The sequence below is a fragment of the Methylopila musalis genome (assembly GCF_042679725.1).
GTDB lineage: Bacteria > Pseudomonadota > Alphaproteobacteria > Rhizobiales > Methylopilaceae > Methylopila > Methylopila musalis.
This window is the reverse complement of record NZ_JBHTMX010000085.1, coordinates 1-12,121: the sequence shown is the minus strand read 5'-3', so window position 1 is coordinate 12,121 and position 12,121 is coordinate 1. Positions and strand designations below refer to the sequence as shown.

Genomic DNA, 12,121 nt, shown 5'->3' with positions numbered 1-12,121 from the left:
GACCGCCGCTCCCGTGGTCGCCGCCTCCGCCGTCGCCGCCGCAGTCTCCGCCGGGACGTCCGACGCGACGCCCAAGCCTGAGGGCGAGCCGGCGAACGATCCCGAGCCGGTGACGCTCGCGGACGAGCCGGCGGAGCCGGCGCTGGTGTCCGAAGACGCAGCCGAGGCGCCCGCCGCGGACGAGACCGACGGCCGTGAGGTGGTGCGCGAGGGCGAGCACAACGGCGTGTTCTACCGCTTCTTCACCGACGGCTCGATCGAGGCGCGGAGCGAGCACGGCGTGCGCCATTTCGCGTCGCTGGACGAGCTTCAGGCCACGATCCAGGCCGCCCGCGGCGCGCCCGCCGACGCCGCGCCGGCGGCCGACGAGGACGCCACGGACGCCGCCCCCGACGCGCCGGAGCCGGCGCCCCAGGACGACTTCGAAGCGGCGCTCGCCGCGCTGGAGAACAAGCGGGACCGGTGATCCGGCCCCGTCAGCTCCCGGACGCCTCGAAGCCTTTGGCCGTCTCGAAGCCTTCGGCCGCCGCGGCGTCGGGATGGCCGACCGACGCGAGGGCGAAGGCGTAGGCCAGCGCCACCTCCTCCAGCCGGTCGAACCGGCCGGAGGCGCCGCCATGGCCGGCGTCCATGTTGGTGCGCAGCGCGATCGGGCGGCCGGACGTGGTCGCCTCCCTCAAGCGCGCGATCCACTTGGCCGGCTCCCAGTAGGTGACGCGCGGATCGGTGAGCCCTGCGAGCGCGAGAATGGCCGGGTAGTCCGTGGGCCGCACGTTGTCGACCGGGCTGTAGCTCCGGATGCGCGCGAAGGCCTCCGGGTCGCGGATCGGGTCGCCCCATTCGGGCCATTCCGGCGGCGTCAGCGGCAGGGTGTCGTCCAGCATGGTGGTCAGCACGTCCACGAACGGCACCTCGGCCAGCACGCCCGCGAACAGCTCCGGCCTGAGATTGGCGACCGCCCCCATCAGCATGCCGCCCGCCGACCCGCCATGGGCGACGATGCGGCCCGGCGCCGTGAAGCCCTCGGCCGCAAGATGCTCGGCCGCGGCGATGAAATCCGTGAACGTGTTGGGCTTGTTGGCGAGCTTGCCGTCCAGATACCAGCCCCAGCCCTTGTCCGCCCCGCCGCGGATGTGGGCGATGGCGTAGACGACGCCCCGATCCACCAGCGACAGGCGCCCGCCCGAGAAGCTCGCCGGCATGGAGATGCCGTAGGCGCCGTAGCCGTAGAGCAGGCAGGGCGCGCGCCCGTCGAGGGCGAGGCCGCTTTTATGGATCACCGTGACGGGCACCTGCGCGCCGTCGGGCGCGGTCGCCTGAAGACGGCGCACCACATAGGCCTCCGGATCGTGGCCGGAGGGGATCTCCTGCCGCTTGCGCAGCGTCCGGTCCCGGCTCGCCATGTCGTAGTCCCAGGTCTCAGAGGGCGTCGCGGGCGAGGAATAGACGAAGCGGGTCAGGTCCGTGTCGAAGGTCGGGCCGGCGATCAGCCCGAGCGAATAGGCCTCCTCCGGGAAGGCGATCGCGTGCTCCTCGCCGTCGTCCAGCCGGCGGACGACGATGCGCGGCAGCCCGTCCTCGCGCTCCAGCCGGGTGAGATGCCGGGCGGTGACGGCGTGGTCGAGCACATAAACGCCGGGCCGGTGGGGGATGATCTCGTCCGCGGCTGCGATGTCGGCGTTCTCGGCGTCGGCGGGCAGGCGCACGAGCTTGAAGTCCACCGCACCGCCGGCGTTGGTGCGCAAGATCAGGGTCGAGCGGCCGTCGAGCGACGGATGGTGGTCGATCTCGTAGCGCAGCCCCGCCTGCCGCGCCGCCACCAGCCGGGGCGCGTTGGCGAGGTCGGCGCGGTCGATCAGCCGGGCCTCGCTGGTGTCGTGATCCGAGATGGTGACGACGCAGAAGGCGCCCGAGCGGGTCTCCTCCACGCCCACGAACCAGCCGGCCTCCGCCTCGCGATAGACCAGCTCGTCCTCGGCGGCCGGCGTCCCCAGCCGGTGGCGCCACACCTCCAGCGCCCGATGCTGCTCGTCGAGCCGCACATACCAGAAGCCCGAGCCGTCGGCGGACCAGACCGCGGCGCCCGTGGCGTCCGGCGTCACGTCGGGCAGGTCGGCCCCGGTCGCGAGATCGCGCACCCGGATGGTCAGGAACTCCGACCCCGCCTCGTCCGCGCTCCAGGCCAGCAGCCTGTGGTCCGGCGACGGCGCCCACGAGCCGAGCTGGAAGAAGGCCCGGCCCTCCGCCAGCGCGTCGCCGTCGAGCAGGACGGTTTCTTCGGCGTCGCTCCCGCCGGTCGGGCGGCGCGTCACCAGCGGGTGCTGGCCGCCGGCGCGGTAGCGCACGGCGTAGTCGAACGGGCCGTCGCGGGTCGGCACGCTCGAATCGTCCTCCTTGATGCGTCCGCGCATCTCCGCCACCAGCGCGGTGGTCAGCGGCTCCAGCGGCTTGAACAGCGCCGCGGCGTGGGCGTTCTCGGCCTCGAGATAGGCGCGGATGTCGGCGGGCAGCGCCTCGGGCCGGCGCATCACCTCCTGCCAGTTGTCGGCGCGCAGCCACGCGAACGGATCCTCCAGCCGCACGCCGTGGACCTCCCGCGCGCTCGGGCGCCGTTCGGCGCGGGGCAGCGGGGGACGAGCGGCGTCGGAGGTCATGGGCGGTCCTTGCAACGCGGGAACGGCGGGCGCCACGCCCGCGGGGAGCGGACGGTAGCCACCCCTCCCCGGCGCGGCAAGGCGTTCGCGCGGCCGGCGCCCAAGGCCGTCAAACCCGCACGAGACCTCACGCCTGCGAGGTAACGTTTCCGCTCAACATGCGGAAGGTGGACGAATGCTGAAAACAGTTTCGGAAGAACTTGCCACCGATCGGAGAACTGTTTATCTAGCTCGCAAGTTCACCGAGCGGAGTCGGTCGGAGCCGTTTAAGCATGGCGTCCGACATGGCCGAGCAGAAGAACCGGCGCGATTGCGACGCTTTTGTGGCGTTCGGGCCTCCGCCCAGCTTATGGATTTCGAGTTTATAATGACCGAAGACGCGACCCCCGCGAATTACATCGAACTCGCCGCCGACATCGTGTCGGCCTATGTCAGCAACAACTCGGTCGCGGCGGCCGATCTGCCGACGCTGATCGGCGAGGTGCATCTCGCGCTGAGCCGCGTGTCCAACGGCGCGCCCGAGCCCGAGCCCGAGGCGCTCCGCCCGGCGGTGCCGGTGAAGAAGTCCGTGACGCCGGACTACATCGTGTGCCTCGAGGACGGCAAAAAGTTCAAGTCGCTGAAGCGCCACCTGCGCACCCAGTACGACATGTCGCCGGAAGAGTACCGGGAGAAGTGGGGTCTGCCGACCGACTATCCCATGGTGGCGCCGAACTACGCCGCCGCCCGCTCCGAGCTCGCCAAGAAGATGGGTCTCGGCCAGCAGCGCGGAAAGCGCTGACCGACCGCGCTCGGCTCGCCGCGCCGCCGGCGCGGCCCATGACGGTTCACGAAACGCCCGCCCTCATCCGGCGGGCGTTTCCCGTTTCAGCCGCGTGTCACGGCCGCACGCAGGCCTGCTCGGGCCTGTCGGTCGGGATGACGCGGAAGCGCACCGCGGCGCGGTAATCGTCGTTGTCCGCGGCGCCGCCCTCGTAGACCAGCGCGATCGCCTTGGCGTCGATGGCCGACAGCGCGCTGTAGCCCGCCCCGCCCGGATCGAGCAGGCAGGCGCTCCAGCTCGCGCCCTTGTCCGAACTCACGGCGAGCGTCAGCCGCTTGCGATCGCTGACGTGGCCGCGCCCCTTGGTCGGCCGGTCCGAATGGGGATACGTGACGAACAGCCGTCCGGCGTCGGCCGCCGCGCCCGCCTGCGCCGGCGCCGAGCTCAGGGCCTCGTCCGGCCGGATCGAGGCGTAGCTTTCGCCGCCGTCCCGGCTGATGGCCACGAGGCGATACGGGTCCGCCGCGCCGTCCTCGTCGCCACGGGCGCGGATGCTGGCGATGGTCGGCCGCAGGGTGGCGAACAGGTCGTTTCCGCCGAGCGGCGCCAGCGCCACCTCGTTGCCGGCGACGGCCCTGTCGCCGCCCCGGGTGGTGGCGCCCTTCCGCCAGGTGCGTCCGCCGTCGTCCGACAGCAGCAGATGGGGATAGGCCGGCGCGACGATGCGTCCGCTGTCGAGCACCACCGCCATGCCCGGAACTGGAGAGAGAATGCGCGCCACGTCGCCCGAGAACGTCATCGGTTGCGGTTGGGACCACGTCACGCCCTGATCCGCGCTGCGCACGATCCAGAGACCGTGCTCGGCCTGCGCCCCGCAATGGTCCCTGTCGCGCGCCGCGAACCTTGCGCATCTGCCGCCGTTCTGCTCGCCGGCCGTGCGGTTGACGGCGAAGATCATCAGCAGTTGACCCGGCAACTTGGCGAGGATCGGACTGCCCACCATCGCCAGCTTGAAATCCGGCGGCAGGAACTGCCGGTGATCGACCACAAGCTTCGGTTCGCTCCACGTGCGGCCGCGATCGCGGGAGACGCGGCCGACCAGATCGATGACGCCGGTGTCGGCGCACCGGGCCACCCGTTTCCGGGCCGTGCTCCGCTGAGCGGCGACGCGGTCCTCGTAACCCGCCCGTCGTTCCGCGACCGCCACCACCGTGCCGTCCTCGTAGGCGACGACCGAGGGCAGGCGGAAACAGGCCTCGTCGGTGGAGCGGAACAGCACGCCGTCGTCGTTCGCGGCGCGGGCGGCGCCGGGAAGCGAGGCGGCGACGGCCAGCGCCGCGACGGCGACGAGCGTCCGGACGCGCCGGCGGGTGAGGGAAGCGATGAGGCTCATGCGGCGGCGTCTCCTTGGGATCGGGGCGGCGGCCGTGGCGCGCCATGGGCGGCGTGAAGAGAGGCAGGCGGTTGTGGCCGTTGCAAGACCAGGGCCGCCCGCCCCGCGCGCAAGCGGGAACGGAACCGCGCCCGTCGCGGTTCTCCTGCCGCGCTTCCGCCTTATGTTGCGCTGCGAACGACCACGGACCAACGGATCCCGCGCCATGCCGCTGCGCCTGTTCGCCCTGCTGCTGACGCTCGCCGCGCCGGCGGCCGCCCAGACCCCGACGCCCGCGGCGTCTGCGTCCGGCGGCTCCACCGTCGAGCGCGGCCTCGCCATGCCGAGCGCCGCGCTCGGGCAGCCGGTGCGCTATTCGGTCTATCTGCCCGCCGGCTATGCGCAGAGCGGGCTGCGCTATCCGGTGGTCTACCTGCTGCACGGCTTCGGCGGCGATGAGCTGTCCTTCTTCGATTCGGGCGACCTGCAGGACGTGGCCGACCGGCTCACGGCCGAGGGCGACCTGCCGCCCGCGATCATCGTCACGCCCTCCGCCAAGAAGGGCTGGTACGTGGACAACGCCGAGACCGGCCGCTGGGAGACCGCGCTGCTCGACGATCTGGTGGACGGCGTGGACGACCGGTACCGCACGCTGGCGCGGCGCGAGGGGCGCGCGGTCGCGGGCTACTCCATGGGCGGCTACGGCGCGCTGCGCTTCGCGCTGCTGGAGCCGGAGCGCTTCGTCGCCGCGGGAAGCCTGTCCGGGGCGCTGTTTCCGGACGTGAAGGCGGCGACCGACTTTCCCGCCTTCCAGCTCGCCTTCTTCGGCCGGGCCTTCGGCGCCACCTTCGACCCCAAGGCGTTCAACGCCGCGAGCCCGTGGCGCATGCTGGCGGACGACGCCGCGGACGCGCCGGCGCTCTACATGAGCGTGGGCGACCGGGACATCGGCATCCTCGCCCAGGGCAACGCCGCGTTCGAGAAGGCGCTGGCGGCGGCGCGCATCCCCGTCACCTACTCCGTCGCGGCCGGCGGCCACGACTGGGCGCTGTGGGGCTCGCAGCTGCCGCCGATGCTGGAGTTCCTCGGCAAGCGGCTGGCGAAGCCGGTTCCGGCCTCCGCCCCCGACGAGCCCGAGCGCTCCGCCGCCGTGCCGCGCAAGGACGCGCTTGGCCCCGCGACGCCGACCGTGCCGAAGCTCGGCATCCAGACAGCGCCGGCGCGCTGAACGCCCGAAAGCGTTAGCCGTCGATCGGCGCGGGCTCGAACGTGTCCCTCAGCGGCCGCTCAGGCATGGCGACGAAGCAGAGCCAGGCCGCGAGCGTGGCGGCGAGCGTGGCCCAGAAGGCGAGCGCGAAGGCCTCCGGCGGGATCGCCGCCACGAAGCGCGCGCCGTGGGTCTCCAGATCGCCGCCCTCCCCCAGCACCAGCGCGCCGAGGATCGCCACGCCGAAGGCCGCGCCGAGCGAGCGCAGGAAGGCGAGCAGGCCGGTGGCGGCGCCGAGATCGGCTTGGCCGACCGCGTTCTGGGTGCTGACCGTCGCGGTCGGGAAGATCGGCCCGAGCCCGAGGCCGTAGGCGAACAGCAGCGCCTGCGTCAGCCAGACGGAGCGCATCTCCACGGTGAGCGCGAGGCCGACCAGCGCCAGCGCCGACAGCGCCAGCCCGACGAGCGCCGGCGCGCGGTAGCGGGTGAGCACCGGCATCGCCTTGCCGGTGAGCCCGGCGCCGATCACCGAGCCCGCCGCCATGGTGATGAGCCCGAGCGCGGCGCGGTCCGGCGGCAGGCCGTTCATGGCCTCGAAATAGACCGGGATCAGGGTCGAGAGCCCCACGAAGCCCGCCATGCCGAAGAACACCGCTCCGGTGGCGCAGGCCACCACTCGGTCCTTCAGCACGCCGAGCGGGATCAGCGGCTCGGCGAAGGTGGCGAGCCGGACGCCGAACCCGACGGCCGCGACGAGGCCCGCGCCCGCGAGCCCGAGCACGCGCGGGCTGTCCCAGTCGCCGCTCATGCGCCCGAAGGACAGCGCCAGCATGGCGAGCGAGGTCGCCGCCACCACCAGCGCCGCGCCCACGACGTCGAGCCGGCGGCGCTTGGGCTGGAACGGCAGCAGCCGCAGCGGCCCGGCCGTCATCGCCACCGCGACGGCGGCGAGCGGCAGGTTGATCCAGAAGATCAGCGACCAGTGCATGTGCTCGGCGAACACGCCGCCCACCACCGGCCCCGCCACGCTGGAGGTGGCCCAGACCGCGGAGATGTGGGCGGTGTAGCGCGCCCGCTGCCGGGGAGGCACCAGATCGCCGATCACCGTCTGGGCGAGCGCGATCAGCCCGCCGCCGCCGAGGCCCTGGATGGCGCGGCCGAGGATGAGCGCGCCCATGCTCGGCGCGAGCGCGCAGACCACCGAGCCCGCCACGAACACGCCGACCGCGAGGAAGATGATGGGGCGGCGGCCATAGGCGTCCGCGAGCTTGCCGTAGAGCGGCACCACCGCCGTGCCGGTGATGAGATAGGCGGAGATGATCCAGGGCAGGAACTCCGCCCCGCCCAGCGCCGCGCCGATGGTGCTCATGGCGGGCGCGACGATGGTCTGGTCGAGCGCCGCCAGCAGCATGGCCGTCAGCACGCCCGCGATGATGCGGCGGCGGGTGGCGTCGTCCACCGTTGCGGGCGCCGCCGCCCGTTCGTGCGTCAACACGCGCTCACGAGGGCGTCCACTTGGTGCGGAGCGTCACCAGCTCCTCCGCCGCGGACGGGTGCAGCGCGACCGTCTGGTCGAAGTCGGCCTTGGTCGCGCCGAGGCGCACCGCGACGGCCGCGAGCTGGATCATCTCCGCCGCCGCCTCGCCGACCACATGCACGCCGAGCACCTTATCGGTGGCGGCGTCCACCACGATCTTCATCAGCACCTTCTCGTCCCGGCCCGAGAGCGTCGCCTTCATGGCCCGGAAGCGGGTCTTGTAGATGTCGACCTCGCCCTTCTCCCGCGCCTGCGCCTCGGTCAGGCCCACCACGCCCACCTCCGGCGTCACGAACACCGCGGTCGGGATGGCGTCGTAGCCCACCACCGTGGGTTTGCCGCCGAACACCGTGTCGGCGAAGGCGTGGCCCTCGCGGATGGCGACCGGCGTCAGGTTCACCCGGTCGGTCACGTCGCCGACCGCGTAGATCGAGGCCACGTTGGTGCGGTTGTTCACGTCCACCAGGATGGCCCCGGTGTGACTGGTCATGACGTTGGTGCTCTCGAGCCCTAGGCCGGAGGTCGCCGGGCGGCGGCCGATGGCGAGCATCACCTGATCGGCCTCGATCGCGCGGCCGGACTTGGTGACGACGCGGCGCCCCTCGCCCGCCGGCGCGATCTCGGCGATCTCGTCGGACAGGACCAAATCGACGCCGCGCTTCCGCAGGCCCTCGGCCACCTCGTCCCGCACGTCCTCGTCGAAGCCGCGCAGCACCTTCTCGCCGCGGTGGATCAGCGTCACCCTGGACCCGAGCCCGGCGAAGATGCTCGCGAACTCGAGCGCGATGTAGCCGCCGCCCGCGATCACGATGGACGCCGGGAAGCGGGCGAGGTCGAAGGCCTCGTTCGACGAGATCGCAAGCTCCGCGCCCGGGATGTCGCCGCCCACCGGCGCGCCGCCGGTCGCGATCAGGATGGTTCCGGCCGTGATATCGGTCCCGTCGGCGAGGCGCACGGCGTTCGGGCCGGCGATGGTGGCGCGCTGGCGGTGCAGCGTCACGCCGGCCCTGTCGAGATTGGCGGCGTAAATCTGCGACAGCCGCTCGATCTCGCTCTCCTTGGCGGCGACCAGCGCCTCCCAGGAGAAGGCCGGCTCCGACACGGTCCAGCCAAAACCCTTCGCGTCCTCGAATTCGTCGGCGAACCGGCTGGCGTAGACATAGAGCTTCTTCGGCACGCAGCCGCGGATGACGCAGGTGCCGCCGACGCGGAAGTCCTCCGCGATCGCGACGCGGGCGCCGTAGCCGGCGGCGATCCGGGCCGCGCGCACGCCGCCGGAGCCCGCCCCGATGACAAACAGGTCGACGTCGTACTCCGCCACGGCCGGCTCCTTCACGTTCGCGCATGTCGCCGGCCACGGCTTAGGCGGCGGAGACAGGACCCGCAAGATGGGCGGCGCGCGCGCCGGGACAAGCGGTCCGGCTGCGAAGGCTCAGCCGCCGCGCAGGGCGCGCAGGGCTTCGGGCGTGTCCACGTCGGTCACGGGGCCGGCGTCCTCCACCTCCACCTCCCGCGCCCACTGGGCGTTGAGGCCGAGAAGCGCCCGGCCGCCCACGTCGCCAGTGACCGACATCAGCTCGGGAAAGAACCGCCGGCCCCAGAGCACGGGATTGCCGCGGACGCCGTGATGGGTCGGCAACGCCACATGGGCGCCCGCCGCCGGATCGAACGCCGCCACCAGCCGCCGGATCAGATCGGGCCCGACGCGGGGCATGTCGCCGAGCGCCACCAGCGCCCCGTCGGTTCCGGACGCAAGCGCCGACAGCCCGGCGCGGAGCGAGGTGGAGAGGCCGTCCGCGAAATCCGGGTTGACGACGAAGCGCGCGGGCAGCCCCTCCAGCGCAGCGACGACCCGCTCGCGCTGGTGACCGACGACGACCACAACCTCGTCGAGATCGGCGGCCAGCGCAGCCTCCACCGCGTGGCGCACCATGGGGCGGCCGTCCACCACCTCCAGCAGCTTGTTCGGCCCGCCCATGCGGCTGGAGCGCCCGGCGGCGAGCACGACCCCCGCGACCCGCGTCTTGCCCTCGACGCGCGTCTCGCGCGGCTGGGGACGGGCGGCGATCTCCATCAGCAGGCCGCCGACCCCCATGCCGGCCAGCTCCCGCCCGGTCATGGGCAGGCCCGCCAGCAGCCGGTTCAGCACCCAGTCGAAGCCGTTCTCCTTCGGCGAGCGCGCGCAGCCCGGAGCGCCGATCACCGGCACGTCGCCGAAGCGGCCGAGCAGCAGCAGGTTGCCGGGATCGACCGGCATGCCGAGCCGCTCCACCACGCCGCCGAGCGCCTCGATCGCGGTGGGGGCCACGTCGCGCCGGTCCGTGACGGCGGAGGCGCCGAAAATGATGACGAGGTCCGGCGCGACGAGCGACAGCCGCGCCAGCGCGCCGGTCAACGCCTGCGCGTCATGCTCGACCCGCGCTTCGCCGACGATGCGGGCGCCGGCGGGCGCGAGGCGCCGCTCCAGCGTGGCGATGGTCTTGTCGACCACCTTAGGGGAAAGGCCGGGCAGCAGGGTGGAGACCACGCCCACCTTCAGCGCCGCGAAGGGCGCGAGCCGGATGACGGGCGCGGCGGCGCGGGCGGCGGCCTCCGCCTTCGCCACCACCTGTTCGGACAGGGCGAAGGGAATGATCTTCACGGTCGCGACCATCGCGCCGTCCGCGACCGGCGCGTGCTGGGCGAGCGTCGCCAGCGTCACGTCCTCGTCGATCAGGTTCAGCGCGTCGACGCCGGCGGCGTTCACCAGCAGCAGCCCGGCGCGCTCGGCGTAGACGTTGACCCGCCCCGTGAACGGAGCTTCGGCGCGAAGGCCGGACCCGGTCAGCGCCGCGGCGATGCGGCGCGCGGCCTCATCCTCGGGCACGTCGTCGGGCTCGAGCTGCGCCACCACCAGCTCGGAGACGCCCCGCGTCCGAAGCTCGGCCACATCGTGCGCGGTGACGACCGCGCCTTTCTTGAGCAGGAAACCCTCGGCGCGCACCGCATGGGCGGCGACCGCGCCGCGCGCCGCGTCGAGCGGAACCGTTCCGAATCTCATGGCGTCCGCTCCGGGGTTCTGAGCGCGGCGATGATCTCGGCGAGCGTCGCCACGGCGATCTCCTCGGGGCTCGCCGCGCCGATGGCGAGGCCGATGGGGGAGCGCACCCGGTCGAGCGCGGCGTCGGCGACGCCCGCCGCCCGCAGCCGCTCCCGGCGCGCGGCGTGGGTCTTGCGGGAGCCGAGCGCGCCCACATAGAAGCAGCCGCGCTCCAGCGCCGCTTTGAGCGCCGGATCGTCGATCTTGGGATCGTGCGTCACCGCCGCGACGGCGGTGAAGGGGTCGAGCCCGAGCGCCGGCAGCGCCGTGTCCGGCCATTCCGCCCGCAGCGCCACGCCCGGAAACCGCTCCGGCGCGGCGAAGGCGGAGCGGGGATCGACCACCGTGACGTCGAGCCCGACCGCAGCCGCCATGGGCGCGAGCGCCTGCGCGATGTGGACCGCGCCGATCACCACCAGACGCGGGCTCGGCGCGTGGACCGCGAGGAACCAGTCGCCGGCCACACGGCTGCGGCCGGCGCGCTGCGCGGCCGCGATCTCCGCCTCCAGCGGATCGCCGGCAGGATCGAGCACGAGGCGCTGGGCGCCGTCGTCGAGCCGGGTCACGACCGTCGCCGGACGGCGGGCGGCGCGGGCGGCGTTCAGCTCGCCAAGCAGCGCGATCTCCATGGCGCCTCAGCCCACCTTCTCGACGAAGACGCGGATGCGTCCGCCGCAGGACAGGCCGACGCGCCAAGCGGTCTCGTCCGCCACGCCGAACTCCAGCAGGCGCGGACGGCCACTGGCGATCACCTCAGCAGCCTCCGCCACCACCGCGCCCTCGACGCAGCCGCCGGAGACGGAGCCCTCGAACCGGCCGTCCTGGTCGATGGCGAGCGCGCTGCCGGCGGGGCGCGGCGCGGAGCCCCAGGTCTCCACCACGGTCGCGAGCGCGACGCCCCGGCCCTCCCGGACCCAGGCCTCCGCCACGATCAGCGGATCGGGCGCGCTCACGGCTTTTCCGGCGGCAGAAGGGAGAGGGCGCGCAGCAGCGTCCGGGTCCGGGCGGACACGTCGGCGAAGGTCGCGTCCGGATCGGTCTCGGCGGCGGCGAACAAGGTGGAGCGCCCCTGCCGCTCGACCCAGCCCACGGCCCAGGCGACCTTCGGCCCCTCGGCCGGGCCGCATTCGCCGCCCTTCACCGTGATCTCGCCCTCGGGCGTCTTGTCTGCGGGAAGAATGTCGAGCGCGCGGGCCTGGGACTCCGCGCTGGTGGGCAGTTCGCCCCGCTTCAGCCGGGCGAGGAAATCCACCTGCTCCACCGGGCTGAGGCGCAGGCCGCCTTCGGTCTCGCCGAGCCACATGCGATCGACCGGCGTCACGGACAGGTCCGCCGCGCCGTAGCGCAGCGCGTTCAGGGCCTTGGGGAAGGCGTCCGGGCCGATGCGGCGGGCGAGCTCCTCGTAGAGCCAGGGGGTGGGCGTGCGGGCGGCGGCGCGCAGCGAGGCGGTGACAGGCGCGGGCTGCGGCTCGCCGGTCGGCGCATCGCGCTGGGGGTCGCGGCGCAGCG

Annotated in this window: 10 protein-coding genes and 1 pseudogene; 3 read left to right on the top strand and 8 right to left on the bottom strand. The window is 73.3% G+C overall.

The window, feature by feature from the left end; translation table 11 throughout:
• A pseudogene (locus tag ACFQ4O_RS10470) lies at positions 1-466 on the top strand (hypothetical protein); the annotation flags it as partial.
• A 10-nt stretch (positions 467-476) separates the two neighbouring features.
• On the opposite strand, the gene ACFQ4O_RS10465 reads toward ACFQ4O_RS10470, so the two are convergent.
• Positions 477-2,654: a S9 family peptidase gene (locus tag ACFQ4O_RS10465; RefSeq protein WP_378775637.1), complete on the bottom strand. Its 2,178-nt coding sequence runs from the start codon at positions 2,652-2,654 to the stop codon at positions 477-479.
• A 367-nt stretch (positions 2,655-3,021) separates the two neighbouring features.
• Between ACFQ4O_RS10465 and ACFQ4O_RS10460 the strand changes: the two genes are divergently transcribed.
• Entirely contained in the window at positions 3,022-3,435 is a 414-nt protein-coding gene (locus ACFQ4O_RS10460; protein WP_378775636.1) for a MucR family transcriptional regulator, read from the top strand.
• A gap of 97 nt (positions 3,436-3,532) precedes the next feature.
• Here ACFQ4O_RS10460 and ACFQ4O_RS10455 read toward each other — a convergent pair whose 3' ends face one another.
• On the bottom strand, positions 3,533-4,810 hold the full coding sequence (locus ACFQ4O_RS10455; protein WP_378775635.1) for an exo-alpha-sialidase: 1,278 nt from the start codon (positions 4,808-4,810) through the stop codon (positions 3,533-3,535).
• A gap of 205 nt (positions 4,811-5,015) precedes the next feature.
• On the opposite strand from ACFQ4O_RS10455, the gene ACFQ4O_RS10450 reads away from it, so the two are divergent.
• The gene (locus tag ACFQ4O_RS10450) at positions 5,016-6,017 is read left to right on the top strand and encodes an alpha/beta hydrolase (RefSeq protein WP_378775634.1); all 1,002 of its coding nucleotides are present in this window, start codon (positions 5,016-5,018) and stop codon (positions 6,015-6,017) included.
• Positions 6,018-6,030: 13 nt separating this feature from the next.
• On the opposite strand, the gene ACFQ4O_RS10445 is transcribed toward ACFQ4O_RS10450, so the two are convergent.
• The 6 genes from ACFQ4O_RS10445 to ACFQ4O_RS10420 all read right to left on the bottom strand — a co-directional run.
• Positions 6,031-7,491 carry an MFS transporter gene (locus tag ACFQ4O_RS10445; RefSeq protein WP_378775633.1) on the bottom strand — a complete coding sequence of 487 codons (1,461 nt, stop codon included), beginning with the start codon at positions 7,489-7,491 and terminating at the stop codon, positions 6,031-6,033.
• A gap of 4 nt (positions 7,492-7,495) precedes the next feature.
• The gene (gene gor / locus ACFQ4O_RS10440) at positions 7,496-8,854 is read right to left on the bottom strand and encodes a glutathione-disulfide reductase (RefSeq protein ID WP_378775632.1); all 1,359 of its coding nucleotides are present in this window, start codon (positions 8,852-8,854) and stop codon (positions 7,496-7,498) included.
• A gap of 111 nt (positions 8,855-8,965) precedes the next feature.
• Positions 8,966-10,573, bottom strand: a complete 1,608-nt coding sequence (locus ACFQ4O_RS10435; RefSeq protein WP_378775631.1) for an NTP transferase domain-containing protein — start codon at positions 10,571-10,573, stop codon at positions 8,966-8,968.
• A complete protein-coding gene (locus tag ACFQ4O_RS10430; protein WP_378775630.1) occupies positions 10,570-11,241 on the bottom strand; it encodes an XdhC family protein in 672 nt (223 codons plus the stop codon). The genes ACFQ4O_RS10435 and ACFQ4O_RS10430 overlap by 4 nt, the downstream gene beginning before the upstream one ends.
• A 6-nt stretch (positions 11,242-11,247) precedes the next feature.
• Positions 11,248-11,565, bottom strand: a complete 318-nt coding sequence (locus ACFQ4O_RS10425; RefSeq protein ID WP_378775629.1) for an XdhC family protein — start codon at positions 11,563-11,565, stop codon at positions 11,248-11,250.
• A partial coding sequence (locus ACFQ4O_RS10420; RefSeq protein ID WP_378775628.1) for a penicillin-binding transpeptidase domain-containing protein occupies positions 11,562-12,121 on the bottom strand: 560 nt, incomplete at its 5' end. The genes ACFQ4O_RS10425 and ACFQ4O_RS10420, both read right to left, overlap by 4 nt.

Coding starts and splice junctions, on each gene's coding strand:
- ACFQ4O_RS10465 (WP_378775637.1), bottom strand. CDS start 2,654: ATGACCTCCGACGCCGCTCGTCCCCCGCTGCCCCGCGCCGAACGGCGC.
- ACFQ4O_RS10460 (WP_378775636.1), top strand. CDS start 3,022: ATGACCGAAGACGCGACCCCCGCGAATTACATCGAACTCGCCGCCGAC.
- ACFQ4O_RS10455 (WP_378775635.1), bottom strand. CDS start 4,810: ATGAGCCTCATCGCTTCCCTCACCCGCCGGCGCGTCCGGACGCTCGTC.
- ACFQ4O_RS10450 (WP_378775634.1), top strand. CDS start 5,016: ATGCCGCTGCGCCTGTTCGCCCTGCTGCTGACGCTCGCCGCGCCGGCG.
- ACFQ4O_RS10435 (WP_378775631.1), bottom strand. CDS start 10,573: ATGAGATTCGGAACGGTTCCGCTCGACGCGGCGCGCGGCGCGGTCGCC.
- ACFQ4O_RS10430 (WP_378775630.1), bottom strand. CDS start 11,241: ATGGAGATCGCGCTGCTTGGCGAGCTGAACGCCGCCCGCGCCGCCCGC.